Consider the following 18,613-nt stretch of genomic DNA (forward strand, 5'->3'; position numbering starts at 1 on the left):
ATTCATATTCCTCCCCGAAAGGATTCCCATGAAAATCGTCATCGCCCCGGACTCATTCAAGGGCTCCCTTACCGCGCGAGAAGCGGCGCAATCCATCGAATCCGGCATTCTCAGGGTGCTGCCCGAAGCCGAATGCGTCAGCATCCCCATGGCGGATGGCGGCGAAGGCACCGTTCAATCGCTGGTGGATGCCACCGGCGGGCGCATCATGCGCGTATTGGTCACCGATCCTCTCGGTCATCCGACGAATGCGGAATACGGCATTCTCGGTGACGGCCGCACTGCGGTCATCGAAATGGCCGCGGCAAGCGGCATCCAATACATCGACGAGACCACGCGCAATCCGCTGATCGCCACCACCTACGGCACTGGTGAACTGATCAAGGACGCGCTGGAGCAGGGCGTAAGCGACATCATCGTGGGACTGGGAGGTTCGGCTACGAACGATGGCGGGGCGGGCATGGCACAGGCACTGGGCGTACGGCTGCTGGACGACAACGGCGCGCCATTGCCGTTTGGCGGTGCGGCGCTGGCCGAACTCTCTGAAGTGGATGTCTCCGGTCTTGATCCAAGGCTTGCCGACGTGCGCATCCGTCTGGCTTCGGACGTGACCAATCCGTTGACCGGCGTGCGCGGTGCATCGGCCGTGTTCGGCCCTCAGAAAGGTGCGACTCCCGACATGGTCGAGCGGTTGGACGACGCGCTGGCCCATTATGCTGCGGTGATCCGCAAGCAGCTGGGTCGCGAGGTGGAGACCGTGCCGGGTGCGGGTGCGGCCGGTGGCCTTGGCGCGGGATTCCTGGCCTTCACCGAAGCAAGCATGAGATCTGGCGTTGACCTGGTGATCGAGGCGACCGGATTGGCGGGGCTGGCCGCAGGGGCGGACTATTGCTTCACCGGCGAAGGAGGCATCGACTTTCAGACGCAATACGGCAAAACGCCGATGGGTGTGGCCCGAGCGGTCAAGCAGGCGTCGCCGTATTGCACGGTGGTGGCGCTGGCCGGCAGCATCGGGGAGGGTATCGATCAGTTGTATGACCTGGGCATCGACGCGATTTTCGGCATCATGCCAGGCGTCTCCACCATGCGCGACGCCGTCGACCATGCGGCGGACAACCTGGCCCGTACCGCCGAAAACGTGGCCCGTCTGCTGGCCCGCAATCTGTGATTTTCCAAGTAAGCGATGTTCATGGAACATGCAACGGGTCCTCTGGAGTGCGGATGGAGTGGATTTCATCCGTCCGACTTGCGGGAGGCATTGGAAACACTTGGCATTGAGCAACACCTTGGATATGTGAAATAAATCACTTTTATTCGGCTTGAATATCAGCCAGTTCTCAGGTGAGGACCGATAGAATTTTGAATTAGCGACGACGTAACGATGCGTCGCCAACCCTACACCCAGAAGGAGTGGAAATGGCAGCAGTTGATGCAACGGCGGTCTCCCAGGAGGAGCTTGAGGCCAAGGCCTGGGACGGCTTCACCGAGGGCAACTGGCAGAAGGACATCGATGTTCGTGACTTCATCCAGAAGAACTACACGCCGTATGAGGGTGACGAGTCCTTCCTGGCCGACGCCACCGACAAGACCAAGCATCTGTGGAAGTATCTTGACGATAACTATCTGGCCGTAGAGCGCAAGCAGCGTGTCTATGACGTGGATACCCATACCCCGGCAGGCATTGATTCTTTCCCGGCCGGATACATCGACTCCCCGGAAGTCGACAATGTGGTTGTCGGCGTGCAGACCGATGTGCCGTGCAAGCGCGCCATGATGCCGAACGGCGGCTGGCGTATGGTCGAGCAGGCCATTCGTGAGGCCGGCAAGGAGCCGGATCCGGAGATCAAGAAGATCTTTACCAAGTACCGCAAGACCCATAATGACGGTGTCTTCGGCGTGTACACCAAGCAGATCAAGGTCGCTCGTCACAACAAGATCCTCACCGGTCTGCCGGATGCCTACGGCCGTGGCCGTATCATCGGCGATTACCGCCGCGTGGCCCTGTATGGCGTGAACACCCTGATCAAGTTCAAGCAGCGCGACAAGGATTCCGTGCCGTATCGCAACGATTTCACCGAGCCGGAGATCGAGCACTGGATTCGCTTCCGTGAAGAGCACGACGAACAGATCAAGGCCCTGAAGCAGCTGATCAACCTCGGCAAGGAGTATGGCCTCGACCTGAGCCGCCCGGCACAGACCGCCCAGGAGGCCGTGCAGTGGACCTACATGGGTTACCTCGCCTCCGTCAAGAGCCAGGACGGCGCCGCAATGTCGTTCGGCCGCGTATCCACCTTCTTCGATGTATACTTCGAGCGCGATCTGAAGGCCGGCAAGATTACCGAGGTCGACGCTCAGGAGATCATCGACAACCTGGTCATGAAGCTGCGTATCGTGCGCTTCCTGCGTACCCAGGACTATGATGCGATCTTCTCCGGCGATCCGTACTGGGCGACCTGGTCCGATGCGGGCTTCGGCGACGACGGCCGCACCCTGGTCACCAAGACCTCGTTCCGTCTGCTCAACACCCTGACCCTTGAGCACCTTGGACCTGGCCCGGAGCCGAACATCACCATCTTCTGGGATCCGAAGCTGCCGGAAGCCTACAAGCGCTTCTGCGCCAAGATCTCCATCGACACCTCGGCAATCCAGTACGAGTCCGATAAGGAAATCCGCGGCCACTGGGGCGATGACGCCGCAATCGCATGCTGCGTCTCCCCGATGCGCGTAGGCAAGCAGATGCAGTTCTTCGCGGCTCGCGTGAACTCCGCCAAGGCCCTGCTGTACGCCATCAACGGCGGCCGCGACGAGATGACCGGCATGCAGGTCATCGACAAGGGCGTAATCGAACCGATCGCTCCGGAAGCCGACGGCACCCTGGACTACGAGAAGGTCAAGGCCAACTACGAGAAGGCTCTGGAATGGCTGTCCGAGACCTATGTGATGGCTCTGAACATCATCCATTACATGCACGATAAGTATGCATACGAGTCCATCGAGATGGCTCTGCACGACAAGGAGGTGTACCGCACCCTGGGTTGCGGCATGTCCGGCCTGTCGATCGCAGCCGACTCCCTGTCCGCCTGCAAGTATGCCAAGGTCTACCCGATCTACAACAAGGATGCCAAGACCACCCCGGGTCACGAGGACGAATACGTCGAAGGCGCCGATGACGATCTGATCGTCGGATACCGTACCGAAGGCGAGTTCCCGCTGTACGGCAACGACGATGACCGCGCCGACGACATCGCCAAGTGGGTCGTCTCCACCGTCATGGGCCAGGTCAAGCGCCTGCCGGTGTACCGTGGTGCCGTCCCGACCCAGTCCATCCTGACCATCACCTCCAACGTGGAGTACGGCAAGGCCACCGGCGCCTTCCCGTCCGGTCACAAGAAGGGCACCCCGTACGCTCCGGGCGCCAACCCGGAGAACGGCATGGATTCCCACGGCATGCTGCCGTCCATGTTCTCCGTCGGCAAGATCGACTACAACGACGCTCTTGACGGCATCTCGCTGACCAACACCATCACCCCTGATGGTCTGGGCCGCGACGAGGACGAACGTATCGGCAACCTCGTAGGCATCCTTGACGCCGGCAACGGCCACGGCCTGTACCACGCCAACATCAACGTGCTGCGCAAGGAGCAGCTCGAGGATGCCGTCGAGCACCCGGAGAAGTACCCGCACCTGACCGTGCGTGTCTCCGGCTACGCGGTGAACTTCGTCAAGCTCACCAAGGAGCAGCAGCTCGACGTGATCTCCCGTACGTTCCACCAGGGCGCCGTCGTCGACTAGGACGGATGAGCGCCGCGTGAAGCGGTAATACGGCAAGGGGCGGTGCTTGAAAGGCTTCGCCCCTTGCGTTTTGTTTCCCGGATAGGGGGACTTCGGAATAAATGAAAGGGACATTGATGTCTGAGATCGCACAGTTCCGCACCACCACCAGGCACATGCTCAAAGGCTCGAAAGCCTACGCCAGCCAGACGCTGATGGGAGGCCTGTCCGGCTTCGAATCGCCGATCGGCATGGATCGACGGGACCGCATCAATGCGCTGAAAAGCGGTGACATCGGTTTCGTGCATTCCTGGGACATCAACACGTCCGTCGACGGGCCAGGTACACGCATGACGGTGTTCATGAGTGGCTGTCCGTTGCGTTGCCAGTACTGCCAGAATCCCGACACCTGGAAGATGCGCGACGGCAAGCCCGTCTACCTGGAAGCGATGATCAAAAAGATCGACCGCTATGCCGACCTGTTCAAGGCCACCGGTGGCGGCATCACCTTCTCGGGAGGCGAGTCGATGATGCAACCGGCATTCGTGTCCCGCGTGTTCCGAGCGTCCAAGGAGATGGGCGTGCACACCTGCCTCGACACTTCCGGCTTCCTCAACAGAAACTATACGGACGAAATGATCGATGATATCGACCTGTGTCTGCTTGACGTGAAGTCCGGTGATGAGGAAACCTACCGTATCGTGACCGGGGGAGTGCTGCAGCCCACCATCGATTTCGGACAGCGTCTCGCCAAGGCGGGCAAGAAGATCTGGATACGGTTCGTGCTTGTGCCGGATCTCACCTCCGCGGAGGAGAACGTCGAGAACGTGGCGAAGATCTGCGAAACGTTCGGCGATGCGGTGGAGCATATCGATGTGCTTCCATTCCACCAGCTCGGCCGCCCGAAGTGGCATGAGCTGCGCATCCCGTACCCGTTGGAAGATCAGAAGGGTCCGTCGGCGGCCATGAAGCAGCGTGTCATGGACCAGTTCCGCTCCCATGGATTCGTCGTATATTAAGGTCTTGCCCGGGGTTTCGCCGGCGGAAGTCGTCGGCGAAACCGACTCGGAACGGTGGGGATTGCAAATCTTCACATTCGACGCGAAGTGAAATACCCCGAAATACCATGAATCGCATGATGTCTGCCTTAGCCTTGAATCATGGCGGACATTTATGCTTTCCCTTTGGGCACGCCCACTGCAGCGCGTGCCGACAACAGGGAAAACCATGCCGCCGACATGCCGATGAACAGACCTCTCGGCGTGCCCGATGTCGTGTGGAATGCCGTTCTTTCCGTGCGCAATATGCGGCGAGTGAACGGCGTGGCCTATCGTGAGATTCCGATACCTTGCGCCATGGCCGATTTTGGCGTCGGCGTGGCATTGGAGAGCAGCTCGTATCGCGACGAAAAATCCTATTTCCGCAATGATTGCGCCATGACCGGGAACCGTTGCGCGACAGCGGACGGCTGGATCATGGTGCTGTATTCGCACGATTGCCTTGACGATTGGCATTCCCATTGGCGTTGCGTCGCGTTTGCGTCTTTGCCATTGCCCGATGAGCAGGAGGATTGCCTCACGCCGTCGATGTATTGGGATTCCATGCTCGAACATCTGGACGAAGCCGGTGCGGAGAATGTTTCCGGCACCGTCACGGTTACCAGGAACACCACCTTCGGATCGATGAGCGGTGTGCCGTCCATGGGCTGCGAACTTCGTGTGTCTTGGACTCCATTAGACTATGCCGATGGGGGTCTTGATGCCGGCGCTCAGGTTGAATCATGGGCCTGGTTCCTCCGAACCATGACGTAATCCGAGGAAGGTGTTCCCGTTGATTGACGAGCCGAGGCTGCAGTCCGAGCCGCGTGAGGGCGTACCCGATGTGATTGATACGTTGCCGGCCTTCCGCGATTACTGCGATCTTCTGGCGGCCGGAACAGGCTCTTTGGCCGCCGACGCGGAACGTGCCTCCGGATACCGTTACGGGCATGAGGATTGGTTGGTGCAGTTCAAGCGTACCGGTGCAGGTATCGGCCTGCTCGATCCGCAGGCATTGGCGCAAGCGGGGGCCGACTGGAACGATTTCAATCGCGCCGTAGGCGACGCCACGTGGATTCTGCATGATTCCCTGCAGGACCTTCCAGGATTCGCGGACCTCGGCATGGAGCCGCATCATCTGTTCGACACGGAGATCGCGGCGCGTCTGCTTGGCATGCACCGTTTTGGCTTGGCGGCAGTTACCGAACATTTTCTGGGATTGACATTGGCGAAGGAACATTCCGCAGCCGACTGGTCGTACCGGCCGTTGCCACGCGACTGGCGCAATTACGCCGCCTTGGATGTGGAATTGCTGATCGAGCTCGAACAGCGTATGCGAACCGAATTGAAGAGGCAGGGCAAAAGGGATTGGGCCGAAGAGGAGTTCGCATACGCGCTGCACGAGGGGATGGGGCCGCGCAAGGAACATCCGGTACCGTGGCTGCGCATTTCCCGCATCACGGAAATCGCCAAGGACCGGCAGGCGCTTGCCGTGGCGAAGGCCCTATGGGAGAAACGCGACGAATTGGCCCGGCGTTTCGATATCGCTCCGGCTCTGCTGCTGTCCGATTTCTCAATCATTGAGGCGGCGAAACGTAAGCCTCACAATGCGGCGCAGTTCCGTGCCATCCGTTCCATCAACGAACGTGTGCGCATTCAGGCCGACGCCGCACAGGAGAAGATGTTCGAACGGTATGCCCCCATCCAGCGCAAGGTGAAGCCGAGTCTTTGGAAGTCGGTCATCCAGCAGGCGCTCGACATGCCGAGAAGCGAATGGCCGACCATGCCGAGCTCGCAACCGAACAACGACGAATCGCAGACGCACGCACCGCGATCGATACGGTATTGGAAAGATCGTTATCCGGAGCGATTGCGCACGCTGGAGAAGGCACGCAAAGTGGTGCAGCAGATCGCGGTCGATACGCGTACGCCTGCGGAGATTATCATCAAACCGCAGTACTTGCGCAATCTATGCTGGACGGACGAACCACAAAAGCGCGACGTTGCCGGATTCCTTAAGGAGCAGGGCGCGCGCGATTGGCAGGTGTCGCTTATCGCAGAGTCCGTAAGTCGCGCTATCATGTAGAGGTTGCCTAACGGCAGAACTGTTGAAGAACCGTATTTTTCAGGAGCGCAAGCGTGAAAATCAGCGTCAGGAATCTTGAGCCGACCAAGGTGAAGCTCACCGTCACCGTCGATCCGGAGGAGTTCAACCCGTATCTCGACGAGGCTCGCAAGGAAATCGCCAAGCAGGTCAACGTGCCTGGCTTCCGTAAGGGTCACGTGCCCGGCAAGATCATCGATCAGCGCATCGGCTTTGGTGCCGTCGCTGGCGAAGCCGTGAACAATGGCGTGCCGGAGCTGTATTCCAAGGCTCTCGAAACCAAGAAGATCCACCCGATGGCCCAGCCGGAGATCGACGTTCAGGAAGTTCCGGAATCCGCCAAGGATGAGACCAAGCTGAAGTTCGTGGCCACCGTCGAGCGTCGCCCGGACATCGAGCTGCCGGAAGTGGACGGCATGGAGATCGAGGTCGAGAAGGCCGAAATCACCGATGAAGACATCAACAACCGTCTGGAAGCCCTGCGTCAGCGCTTCGGCACCCTCGTGGGTGTGGATCGCCCGGCCGCCAAGGGTGACTATGCCAACATCGACCTGAACGCCGAAATCGACGGCGAATCCGTCGATTCCCAGGAGGGCGTGAGCTACGAGCTCGGCTCCGGCACCATGCTCGACGGTCTGGACGAGGCTCTCGAAGGCCTGTCCGCCGGCGAGGAGACCACCTTCGAAGGCACCCTCGAAGCAGGCGAGCACGAAGGCGAAAAGGCTCAGATCAAGGTCAAGGTCAACTCCGTCAAGACCGAGGAGCTCCCGGAACTCGACGACGACTTCGCATCCGAAGCCTCCGAGTTCGACACCCTTGACGAGCTGAAGGAAGACCTCAAGAAGGCCGCCTCCCAGGATGCCGAAGGCCGTCAGGCCACCGCCGCCCGCGATGCCTTCATCGCCAAGCTCGAAGAGGGCCTGGAGATTCCGGTGCCGAAGGGCGTCAAGGCCGAAATGGTCGAGCAGCAGCTCAAGAACGTGACCGCCGACCCGGACAAGGCCACCAAGGAGCAGAAGGCCGAAGCCGAAGAGACCGTCGAGAAGGAACTGCGTGACCAGATGGTGCTCGACGTGCTCGCTGAGAAGATGGACGTCAAGGTCTCCCAGGCCGACGTGTTCAACTTCCTCGCCTCCATCGCCCAGCAGTACGGTATGGATCCGAACGCTTTCATCCAGGCCATCATGCGTAATGGCCAGCTCGGCTCCGCCGTGCAGGAAGTCGGCCGTTCCAAGGGCCTGCTTGCCGGCATGCGCGCCGTGACCTTCAAGTCCGACGGTGAAACCCTCGACCTGAGCGCCTTCCTCGGCGAAGCAGCTGAGGACGAAGAGGCCGAAAGCGTCGAGGCCGCTTCCGCTGCTGCCGCCGTGGCCGACGAACTCGCCGCCGACAAGGATGCCGAGTGAGTCTGATTCACTGAATCAAGCATTGTGAAAGGCTGGAATCCGAATGGGTTCCAGCCTTTTTCCTATACTTACGTACGTGAATTCCAAAGGATATGCGGTCGTTGACTTCGAAACCACCGGACTGAATCCGGCACGCGGCGATAGGGCCATAGAAATAGGCCTGGTGCACGTGGCACCGGACGGCACGCTTGAAGACGAGCATGAGACGCTGATTCGCGTGCACCGTGACATTGGCGCGCAGTGGATTCACCACATCAGCGCCGTCGAACTCATTCATGCGCCGGAATTCGAAGGCATCGCGCGCGAACTACGTGACCTGCTTGCGGGGCGTGTATTCGTGGCACATAATGTGGCGTTCGACTCGAAATTCCTATTGTCGGAATATCGGCGGTTGGGTGCCGATATTCCTGTGAACTCGCATACCATGCTGTGCACCATGAAACTGTCGCGATCCTTGATCGGTGTCGGCAGTCTTGCCGATTGTTGCCGTGAATTCGGCATCGACAACGAGGACGCGCACAGTGCCTTGAGTGACGCGCACGCCACGGCGTTGCTGCTTGGCAGACTTATGGACGCCGATCCGGAATGGAGTGGCTGGCGACGCCGACTGGATGCCGCCGAAGAGGCAGGGGAGCACTGGCCGGAACTCACGTCCTTCGAACGACGGGAATGGCTGCCCCGCCGCAGTCACGTCGAAAACAATCTGCAATGCATGATCGGCGGCGCATCGGCAATCGGTGCCGACGATGCGACCGGTTTCAATCCACCGTTGCCGAAGGATTTTCGTCTGCACGTGGGCGACAAAATCGTGCTCACCGGATCGATGCGTCAGCGGCGATCCGACTGGGAGGCCGAGCTGGAGAGCATGGGGCTTGAAGTCAGGCCATCCGTCACCAAACAGGTGAGGCTCGTGGTCGCCGCCGACCCCTATTCCGAATCGACCAAAGCGCGCAAGGCCCGCGATTACGGCATTCCGATCGTGGCGGAACATTGGCTGGAGCAGGCCATGGTGAACGGCATCGACTACTGATGACGCGCCGTCACGCTTTTTCCGGCATCCGGCTGACCCGCCTCTGAGCAAGGCCTTAATTCAGCGTGCTACAGCAGGAATTTGATTTCGGCGAAGAACTCGCGGACCATGTTGTTGACGAGCATGTCCGGCGGAGAACCGGCGGCAATGCCTTGCGCATCATCAAGACCGTTCTTCCGTGCAATCTGCAGTGCCCGGAATACGTGGAAGTCGTTGGTGATGATGCCCACTGAAGCGTTTTCGTCGGCAATCAGCTTTTTGCTGTTGATGATGTTCTCTTCGGTGGTCTTCGACTTGGATTCCTCCACGATACGGGATTCGGCAATGCCGTTCGTCTTGAGATAGTCGGCCATGCCCTGGGCTTCCGGGAACGGCTCGTTCGATCCCTGCCCGCCGGAAACAATGCAGATGGTCTTCGGATTGTCGTTCAGATATTCGATTGCCTTGTCAAGTCGGAATTTCAGTACGCGGCTCGGCCTGGCCCTATGCACTTGCGCACCGAGTACGATCACATAATCCAGACCGGGTTTGCCCTGCGCACCCATTTTGCTGACTATGCAGCCTTCGACCGTTCCGAACGCCACCACCGCGATGCAGATGAGTGCCACGAGAATGTCACGGATCAGACGGGGCATCGCGTCCCACCAGTGGAACAGGAAACCGCCCCCGAGCGCTTCGAACAACACCGCGAACACGACCCAGACCATCCAGAAGTTGGTGCCGGAATGCGTTTTGAATACAGCCCATGCATAGCAGACGCATGCGAAAGCCAACACCATGCACACACCAAACACCACTTGTCTTGCAACCGTTCCCATAATGCCTCTCTCGCGGTATCTCTGGCGGACTTGACTTCAGCATACTCATCCGGACCCGTACGAAGACCTGATGATTCGCGGGCCATACGAACCATTCGCAAATGCCTTCCGGGAGAGGCTTGGCTTCACGGTTCGCGAGGATTTGGTGTACCGGAACAAGGCCTTGACGCGAATGGAACGAATCGATACGTGATTTCGTGCCTGCAGATCGCTCTCAGACGGGCTGAACGCCACGTGGATGCGGATGGGACGCCGAAGACGTTCTTCCTTTACGAAGGCGGGCTCTTATGAAACGTTCAGATTCGCGGCTTAGGCTACAAGACGTTGGCGGACGATGATGTCCGTATGAACAATTCAAGGATTGCGAGGTTGCAATGGTCAGGGATATACGAACAATCGCCAATATCGGATCGGGAACCATGGGCCATGCCACGGCATTGCAGTTCGCCGTGGCCGGCTATCCGGTGAAACTGGTCGACTGCTCGCAGGAGTTGCTTGATGCCGGTATGGCAAGGATTCGTTCCGATGCCGAGGAGTTCGCGCAGGCCGGTCTGCTGGCTCAGGGGGAGGGCGTCGAGGATGTGCTGTCGCGCATCACCACCTATACCGATTACGAGCATGGCGCGGCAGGCGCGGATTTCATCATCGAATCAATCGTCGAAAAACTTGACGTCAAGCAGAAGGTCTGGAGCGAGATTGAGCAATATGCTCCGGAAGACGCCATTTTCGCAACGAACACCTCCGGACTGAGCCCGACGGCCATTCAATCCGTATTGAAGCACCCGGAACGACTCGTGGTCGCGCATTTCTGGAATCCGGCGCAGCTCATGCCACTGGTCGAGGTGGTACCGGGTGAGAGCACTGCCGAAGAGGTGGAGGAAGCCACATTCGAGCTCATGCGCAAGATCGGCAAGAAGCCCGCGAAAATCAGGAAGGAATCATTGGGATTCGTGGGCAATCGCCTGCAACTCGCCGTACTGCGCGAAGCGTTCAACATCATGAACGAAGGCATCGCCGACGCGGAAACCATCGATACCGTGGTGAAATACAGTCTCGGCCGCCGCTGGAATCTGGTCGGACCGGTCGCCAGCGCCGACCTGGGCGGATTGGATACGTTCTACAACGTCAGCACCTATCTGCTCAAAGACATGGACAACGGCACCGAGCCGAGCCCGTTGCTGGAAGCCAAGGTGCAGGCTGGCGATCTGGGGGCCAAAACCGGTCGGGGCTTCTACGAGTGGACCGGCGAGACCGGGCAGACGGTCATTCGCCAACGTGACGAGAACCTGATTCGCCAGCTTGTCGAAGACGCCCGCGAAGAGGCATAGGAGTCCGGTAATCAGAAACGTATGGTGCCCTCGGATGAGTTCGAGGGCACCATACCGATTTACTTTCCTGAAAGCCACTCTTCCCTCGTCATCAGGCTCACATTGCCTGTCCTTTTTTCGTGCATCAGCGGAACATCCACATCCTGCGTTTTCCACTGGTACTTGAATCCGCATTTTTCCTGGACGCGCTTGGATTTGATGTTGCCTTCGTAGTAGCCGATCCACACTTTGCGCATGCCGCAGTCCTCGAAGGCATGGCGGAGCATTTCCTTCACGGCTTCCGGCATGATGCCCCGTCCCCAGAAGGGTTTCCCAAGCCAGTAGCCCATCTCGCATTCATCATCCCGGTCGGTCATATCGGTATGGCCATTCAGCTTCAGCTCGATTGCGCCGATGGCTTTGCCGTCTTCTTTCAGACAGACGGCATAAGCCTCTTTGCCGTTAAGAACATTCCTGATCACGTCCCGGCTCTCGTCTAGACACTGATGTGCGGGCCATCCGGCGATCGGTCCCACATCGGGATCGCTAGCGTATGTATATAAGTCCTCCGCATCGTTTTCTTCCCATCGGCGCAGAATGAGTCTGTCAGTTTCAAGTGTCATGTTTCGCTCTCATTTCTTCTTTTCGTGGCAGGAAGCTCCTCGTACGTTGCTTCCGGCAAAATTCCCCCAGGAACCCCTTATTTATCCTACTGCATCCAGCGTAGCCGGCCATCTGAAGTCATGCTACAGGTGAGGGCGGCCGCTGACCGATCGACTGTCGTTCATACACGAATCTGAATCAGGGAAGTCCTGGAACATATCAGGATTTCAAGACTTCCTTGCGTGTTGAACGGTGCAAAGATCAGCTTCAAAGATAATATTAGGGGGTATAAGATATTCGCACGCGTGCAGTTCATACATTTCATGTGATATCGAATAGAAGCAGTGTAAATGCAAAAAAGTATTTCGGGAGTTAAGTGATGTGGCAGAAGAAAATGGAATTGCCAACATGACTTTAGGTAAAAATAATGCCGAAATGAGTGCGGTCAGAAGAATAATTTAGGCGAGATGTGACCTGTGAGAAGAGAAATGCAATGCAATTGGTCTGAAACGCATCCTGTTGCGCATGCGTTGGTTGTAGCGGCTGCTGCCATGGCATTGGCGGGAATAGTTGAAACGTTCATTGAAGCTATCACTGGTGGAGTCGCGGCCATGGTTGTTTATGGCTCAGTGGATCGCGCATATATGGGAGATATGGGACTAATTTCCACAGTGATTACGATGGTGTCCCACATAGTCGTTCTGTTGTTGTATTGGCTCATATTCAGAAAAGATTTGCGGGGTTTCTTCAATGCAAGAAGATTTGGCGAGTTTGTTCTTCTCGGGTGGAGTGTGCTGGCAATAGGTGCATTCAATTTGATTTCAGAGATACTGGAACATAAAAGCTATGGAAATCCCGGCGTGGCACTACTGATGGGAATGCAGCCCGGAATCTGCGAAGAGATCATGCTCCGAGTCATTCCGATTTCCCTTGTCATGAGAAGCAAGGAACGCGAACGATTGGTTATACCGGTTGTTGTATTTACCAGTCTTCTTTTTGGACTGTGGCATGGTTTTAATATTTTATCCGGAGCGAATCCCGTCACCACATTGTTCCAAGTCATTTATGCGACGGGTGTAGGCTTCTTGTTCGCCGCTATCTACCTGAGAACAGGCGATATCTGGATCACCATGTTCCTGCATACAATCACAGACACCATCTATTTCCTTGGTTCGGAAGCGCAGAGTGGAGACGCCATTCTGTCGCAAAGCACCAGTTTTTCTGACGCTGTTATTCTGCTGGCATACGCGGTTTTGTATTTCGCCAATGCCTTCTATGTGTTCAGAAAGAGTAAAAGAATAGAGATTTCAGATACATGGTCGAGAATATGGAAAGTGAAGACGGAGAGCTAAAGAGAAAGTTATCTAGGTCTCACCCATACCAAACAGCGGAAGTCCAACAGGGATGTTGATAATCGTATGTCTCCGTGAGCGTACCGTAATGATGGTCTCGTCTTGGCGTTTGCCTCGGGCAACAGCGCAACGGGGTTCTCGTTAAAGGAGGTTGGACTTGGACGCCTTGGGCCAGTGACTGCTCTTGAATAGCAAAGACACAATGCTCAGACCGATCAGATGACGCTTGATTTCAATCAGCTTTCCGCGGAGGCTGAAAATAATGATGAGCGTAACGAGAGCGAAGATGTGGCTGTCGCCATTTCCGTAAGATGGTGAGTCTTGTTTTCTACTTGATTCCACTCGTATTCGTTGCATACGCGAAACAGCAGGTTTGGTTCCGCTCGTTGCGTAAATCAACCGCACGGCAACGCAAATCCGCCATAGGGCATGGGAGGAGTGCCTTACTGCTATTTCATTGGATTGAAAGCCATTTCCGTCTTCCGGACAGCGATCTCCCGATGGAGCAAGTGGCGCAGATGCCTCCTGAAGCTTCGGCTTTGGCGTTGCACGGCGATTGGAGTTATGGGAAGAACCCTCTTCCCAACATGGTTAGCTTGGCTGAGTCGCACGGTATTCGTGTTTTTGCCTGCCTTCCGTAGGCAAGGAAGTCGACGCGTTCAGCTTCGTGTTTGATGGGCAACCATATATTGCGGTTGATGCGCATAAAATCCCGGAACGTGTTCGTTTTGATATTTTCATTCGGCAGCTTTATGACGGTCGTTTCAGGCGGACGGGAAACGGCTGATGGAAACGTGACGAGCAAGCCCAAACTGGTCCTTCATGGCAATGGGAATTTCCAGACGGGAGAGTAGCCATTCGCCTGCCCCCTCCTAGAAGGGAATAAAAAAATGACAGTGCCGAACATACGTATGCTGTATGGAGTATACAGTCGTCAACTGGCTTTTTTGCTGTTGCCTCGTGAGATTTCGACTGGGTATTTCCGAGCGTTTTTGCTGAGTTTGTCAAGTATGATTTCATCAAGGTCGAACCCAAGTTTGTTGGACAACATGATGCTGTAGATGAGCACATCAGCGATCTCCTCATGAACATGTTCCAAATCGTCATTGCGTGGCTCATCGCTCCACTGAAAACACTCCAGAAGCTCGGCCGCTTCAATGCTGACTGATTTGGCGAGATTGCCCGGCGTATGGAACTGATCCCAGTCACGGGCGGAGACGAAATCACGGATTAGATTGATGGTTGAATTGGAAATCATGATTTCGAGTTTAATGGGTGCAATACCGTGGAAGACAAGAAAGAGGGCGATAATGGCTGTATGACAGCAGATAGACTTCCGGAACCGATTATCGTTCATTTGCCATATGCCGATATCGGTAATGAGGAGACGGCGTGGGAAAGCGTGGTCAATCCCACTGATGGGGCATATGCGTCAGTTGTGGAGAAAAGTGCTTTGCGCTACATTTTCAACTATCCTACGGTATACGTCGTCCATTCGGAGAAGCAGAGCCAGTATAGGAATGTTCCCGAGTACACGGTCTACGTTGGAGAAACGAATAATATAAAAAACCGTACTTTTCAACACCTGCGTTCAGATCCAAATTCGCGCGATGATTGGAAGGAATTCCAGAAGAAACTGGAACAGGACCCAAGATCCGTGTGGCAATATGTTATTGGGAATGAGCATTTCAACAAGTCTCTGACATTGGATATAGAGAATAAGCTGATGCATTATCTGCTTGGCTCGGACGCGGTGAAAAATCTCAACAATCGCAGAACGAATGCCCAAGGCGACTACTATACGCAAGATGAGTTTGATCGGATTTTCTCCGATATCTGGTTGGGTCTGCATCAACAGGATTCCACGTTATTCCCGTCGGAACAGATTATTCGTGATTCCGCATTATTCAAAGCTTCGCCATTCCATCAGCTCAGTGATGACCAGATGAATGCGGAAACTGCGATCATGAATGCGATTGCCGATGTGCTTTCAGATTTCCCCGACTCCTCTCCATCGCGTTTGATTTTTGTGCAGGGCGCGGCAGGCACCGGCAAGACAGTGTTACTGAGCCACCTGTTCTACCGCATATCGACGGAGCTCGGCGTCAATGGGCATCTTGATGATGAGGACGATGAAGATCTGCTCATGGAGAACCGTGGTTCTTCGTTCAATGTAGTCGATCGAAGAAAGGCGTATATTCTCGTCAACCATGAGCAGCAGGTGCATGTCTATAACCAAATCGCAACCAAACTTGGATTGCAAAAGAAGTCGGATGAAGTGGTGCTCAAGCCAAGCCAGTTCATCAACAAATTCAGTGAAAAGAAGCCGAACGGTCGTGGCATTCCGGACAGACCGCAGGGCAAGGCGGACATTGTTCTTGTTGACGAGGCCCATCTTCTGCTGACTCAAGGAAATCAGGGTTATTCCGGAAAGAACATGCTCCATGATTTGCTGCGCAGGTCAAGGGTCGTAGTTGCGGTATTTGATCCCAATCAGATTCTGCAGAATGCGCAGCAGTGGAAGGATGAAGATCTACAGGCCTTGTTTCCCCATCACGAGTTGGATAAGACCTGGGCGTCACGTGATGCTGAGATGGAGCCTTTCGAACGACTTGATAGGTGGGGAGGGGAGTATTTGCTTAGCCATATTCGGCTAAGTCAACAGTTTCGGATTGCGGCGGATGAATCGACCATCCAATGGGTAGACGATTTCGCAGGCGGGGTTCGTATAGGTAAGTGGAAGAAAGACCTCGGTGAGAAGGATCCGAAAACCGGCAAGTACATTCGCGAGCCCTATATAGTCAAGGTATTCGATTCCCCGGTTGAGTTATTCAAGGCGATCAAGGAGAAAGCCAAGCTTAAGGCGGGTGGAGTTGATGGGCATGGTCTATCTAGGGTGGTCGCTACGTATGATTGGTCTTACACCGGCGTTCGTGAGAATCCGGACAGTCCGGATGGTCTGTGGAATGTCGAGATGTTTTGCGATGCCGAAGGGCAATGGCACATGGGTCCTGGATTAAAGGCCAATCGCGGATACAATGAAAAGACCTCGGATGATGACCCTAATTACTTCTGCCATCCATGGAACTATCAAATCAAGCCGCAAGGAAAGGAAAAGAGCCTTTCATCCGATCAAGTATGGGCTGAAGCTTCGCATACTATTAATGAAGTCGGCTCCACATTTTCCATACAGGGTTTTGATTTGAACTATGTTGGCGTGATTATCGGTCCATCTGTCGCATACCGGGACGGTCAGATCGTCTTCGACAAGTCCAAGAGTTGCAACGCCAACGCAACCAACCTGCGTGAGAAAGAGGATTATTCTCAAAAGAATCTGCGCAATGAGCTTAATGTGTTGCTTAAGCGTGGCGTGCACGGACTGTATTTGTTCGCGGTCGATCCCGAACTACAGGCTGTGCTCAAGAAAGCCATTGGGGAATAATTTGTGTTTATGCACAGGGCTTACGGATAGCGTGCAATGAAGCCTATCGTACGGCGTATATCAGCCGAATGGAGATACAGGGAACCGTCAAAGGGAAGGCATCAGAATCGTAACCATGCATTGAATCAAGGGTTCGGGATTCGGCCACGCGATCGCTGCCGATGGGAATGATGATGTGTGCCCGCCGAAAGTTGCGTTGAGGGTTGCTTCATTTACTAGGGTTACGATTCACGAGGTTTATTGTTTCTTTCATTCGATGCGGGTAGCGGCGCATGGACTTTCTCTGTTGGGTTAGTCCCGTATAGGTAAGGCGATAGCCCTGAACTACCTCGAACGCGGTCGTTGTATGTTTGAGGTGGCTCTGTACTCGGTGGGACTTTTCCCGTACCATTTGCGAAATGCCTCTGCATAATAGCTGCTCCCGTTAAACCCGACGGCTGTAGCGATCTCCGTTACAGTTCTATCTGTATTGCTAAGAAGAACTGTACTTTTATCGAGTCGATATCGTGTTAAATATATATTGGGTGTTTGCTTGATGTATTTTGCGAACAGTTTACAACATTTACTCTGTCCTACTGCTCCTGAAGAGGCTATATCGGCAAGGGTAATTTTGTTTGTGTAATTTTGTTGTATAAAGCCTATCATATTTCTTAGAATGGAGAGATCGGCATTTTGATTTTTGTGTTGACTTTCAGAGGGGATATTTTCGTAAAGTTGTATCCATGTATTTAAAAATAGATTCTGTATTTTTAATACAGCAGATTTTTCATTCCTTGTAGAATACATCATTTTAATGTTTTTAAATATTGTTCTATGCCACGGAGTGTCAGAGTTTAATTTAATATAAGAGGCATTCTTGTTATTTATGACTGGTAGTACAAAATCGCGTTCATAGGCATAAGTTGCACATAATATAAGTGGATGAATAAGAATGCAAATAAAATCGCACTCTTTTTTCCCTGGTGAGAAGCCGAAATGCATTTGTCTTGCGTTTACGAATATTCCCTCGTTCTCAGCCAGAGTAACGATTTCACCGTTGACATTGTATTGCATTTCTCCAGATAAGACGGCAATAAATTCAATATCATCGTGCCAATGGGTGGGTGCGGCATAGCCGGGATAAGAGGAAAGCAAAGCTCTCCGAATGTAAATGGGATAGTCCGTATAGTCATAACGCACCTTTTCGGAGCGATCGTCTCTCATCTCTAAAGACAACATAATTGGCAACCTCGCAGGATTGTTATTGAATCAAACATAATAATGATAGCTATTAAACGGATTTAACAATCTAATTGTATAGAATGAAATTGTTTCTGTCTAGGAAGGTATGACGAAATGAATATAGGACATGTAGCGATCTATGTAAAAGACTTGGAAGAAAGCGCTCGCTTCTTTGAGACCTATTTTCAGGGAAAGCGAAACGAGCTTTATGTAAATCCGAATACTGGTTTTTCATCTTATTTCCTGTCTTTTGATGACTCGACAAGACTGGAGCTCATGAATATACCGGTTATTTCGGAGCCGAATGGTGACCCGCAACTCGGATATGCGCATATTGCTTTTCAGGTCGGTTCAAAAGATGAGGTCGATAGATTGACCGCCAGGCTCGAAAAAGACGGCTACGTAGTCAAAAGTTATCCGAGGACCACCGGAGACGGATATTACGAAAGCAGCATATACGATGCTAACGGCAATGCTATAGAAATTACGGAATAGCAGAAGTTCGGATATGAGGGTGAAACG

15 protein-coding genes are annotated in these 18,613 nt (G+C 54.6%); 11 read left to right on the forward strand and 4 right to left on the reverse strand.

Annotation, left to right across the window (positions count from 1 at the left end; genetic code table 11):
* Window positions 1-28 precede the first annotated feature (28 nt).
* The 7 genes from HMPREF1494_RS07030 (at window position 29) to HMPREF1494_RS07060 (ending at window position 9,348) form a co-directional block, all read left to right on the forward strand.
* Window positions 29-1,168 (forward strand): glycerate kinase, encoded by a 1,140-nt coding sequence (locus HMPREF1494_RS07030; RefSeq protein WP_034521409.1) that lies wholly within the window; start codon window positions 29-31, stop codon window positions 1,166-1,168.
* Window positions 1,169-1,416: 248 nt separating this feature from the next.
* The gene (pflB, locus tag HMPREF1494_RS07035; protein WP_003839712.1) at window positions 1,417-3,792 is read left to right on the forward strand and encodes a formate C-acetyltransferase; all 2,376 of its coding nucleotides are present in this window, start codon (window positions 1,417-1,419) and stop codon (window positions 3,790-3,792) included.
* Between the two features lie 116 nt (window positions 3,793-3,908).
* Window positions 3,909-4,790: a pyruvate formate-lyase-activating protein gene (pflA, locus tag HMPREF1494_RS07040; RefSeq protein ID WP_003844037.1), complete on the forward strand. Its 882-nt coding sequence runs from the start codon at window positions 3,909-3,911 to the stop codon at window positions 4,788-4,790.
* 141 nt (window positions 4,791-4,931) lie between these two features.
* A complete protein-coding gene (locus HMPREF1494_RS07045) occupies window positions 4,932-5,582 on the forward strand; it encodes a DUF3000 family protein (RefSeq protein ID WP_034521421.1) in 651 nt (216 codons plus the stop codon).
* A 19-nt stretch (window positions 5,583-5,601) separates the two neighbouring features.
* On the forward strand, window positions 5,602-6,894 hold the full coding sequence (locus HMPREF1494_RS07050) for an HRDC domain-containing protein (RefSeq protein WP_204311413.1): 1,293 nt from the start codon (window positions 5,602-5,604) through the stop codon (window positions 6,892-6,894).
* A gap of 53 nt (window positions 6,895-6,947) precedes the next feature.
* A complete protein-coding gene (tig, locus tag HMPREF1494_RS07055; RefSeq protein WP_003839718.1) occupies window positions 6,948-8,318 on the forward strand; it encodes a trigger factor in 1,371 nt (456 codons plus the stop codon).
* Between the two features lie 43 nt (window positions 8,319-8,361).
* Complete coding sequence (locus tag HMPREF1494_RS07060; RefSeq protein WP_034521426.1) at window positions 8,362-9,348, forward strand: exonuclease domain-containing protein; 987 nt, start codon at window positions 8,362-8,364, stop codon at window positions 9,346-9,348.
* A gap of 68 nt (window positions 9,349-9,416) precedes the next feature.
* Here HMPREF1494_RS07060 and HMPREF1494_RS07065 read toward each other — a convergent pair whose 3' ends face one another.
* Entirely contained in the window at window positions 9,417-10,166 is a 750-nt protein-coding gene (locus HMPREF1494_RS07065) for a YdcF family protein (protein ID WP_033488908.1), read from the reverse strand.
* Between the two features lie 374 nt (window positions 10,167-10,540).
* Here HMPREF1494_RS07065 and HMPREF1494_RS07070 point away from each other — a divergent pair, with 374 nt between their 5' ends.
* The gene (locus HMPREF1494_RS07070) at window positions 10,541-11,494 is read left to right on the forward strand and encodes a 3-hydroxyacyl-CoA dehydrogenase family protein (RefSeq protein ID WP_034521428.1); all 954 of its coding nucleotides are present in this window, start codon (window positions 10,541-10,543) and stop codon (window positions 11,492-11,494) included.
* Between the two features lie 59 nt (window positions 11,495-11,553).
* Here HMPREF1494_RS07070 and HMPREF1494_RS07075 read toward each other — a convergent pair whose 3' ends face one another.
* On the reverse strand, window positions 11,554-12,096 hold the full coding sequence (locus tag HMPREF1494_RS07075) for a GNAT family N-acetyltransferase (protein WP_034521432.1): 543 nt from the start codon (window positions 12,094-12,096) through the stop codon (window positions 11,554-11,556).
* A gap of 456 nt (window positions 12,097-12,552) precedes the next feature.
* On the opposite strand from HMPREF1494_RS07075, the gene HMPREF1494_RS07080 reads away from it, so the two are divergent.
* A complete protein-coding gene (locus HMPREF1494_RS07080) occupies window positions 12,553-13,428 on the forward strand; it encodes a CPBP family intramembrane glutamic endopeptidase (RefSeq protein WP_231495365.1) in 876 nt (291 codons plus the stop codon).
* Between the two features lie 934 nt (window positions 13,429-14,362).
* On the opposite strand, the gene HMPREF1494_RS07095 is transcribed toward HMPREF1494_RS07080, so the two are convergent.
* Window positions 14,363-14,686 carry a nucleotide pyrophosphohydrolase gene (locus tag HMPREF1494_RS07095; RefSeq protein WP_003843634.1) on the reverse strand — a complete coding sequence of 108 codons (324 nt, stop codon included), beginning with the start codon at window positions 14,684-14,686 and terminating at the stop codon, window positions 14,363-14,365.
* 60 nt (window positions 14,687-14,746) lie between these two features.
* Here HMPREF1494_RS07095 and HMPREF1494_RS07100 point away from each other — a divergent pair, with 60 nt between their 5' ends.
* Window positions 14,747-16,870: a DUF2075 domain-containing protein gene (locus HMPREF1494_RS07100; protein WP_192917620.1), complete on the forward strand. Its 2,124-nt coding sequence runs from the start codon at window positions 14,747-14,749 to the stop codon at window positions 16,868-16,870.
* A gap of 324 nt (window positions 16,871-17,194) precedes the next feature.
* Here HMPREF1494_RS07100 and HMPREF1494_RS11275 read toward each other — a convergent pair whose 3' ends face one another.
* On the reverse strand, window positions 17,195-18,088 hold the full coding sequence (locus HMPREF1494_RS11275) for an AraC family transcriptional regulator (protein ID WP_081724128.1): 894 nt from the start codon (window positions 18,086-18,088) through the stop codon (window positions 17,195-17,197).
* A 117-nt stretch (window positions 18,089-18,205) separates the two neighbouring features.
* Between HMPREF1494_RS11275 and HMPREF1494_RS07105 the strand changes: the two genes are divergently transcribed.
* A complete protein-coding gene (locus tag HMPREF1494_RS07105) occupies window positions 18,206-18,586 on the forward strand; it encodes a VOC family protein (protein WP_003841530.1) in 381 nt (126 codons plus the stop codon).
* Window positions 18,587-18,613: the final 27 nt, after the last annotated feature.

This window comes from Bifidobacterium sp. MSTE12, from assembly GCF_000513015.1.
GTDB classification, from domain to species: Bacteria; Actinomycetota; Actinomycetes; order Actinomycetales; family Bifidobacteriaceae; genus Bifidobacterium; species Bifidobacterium dentium.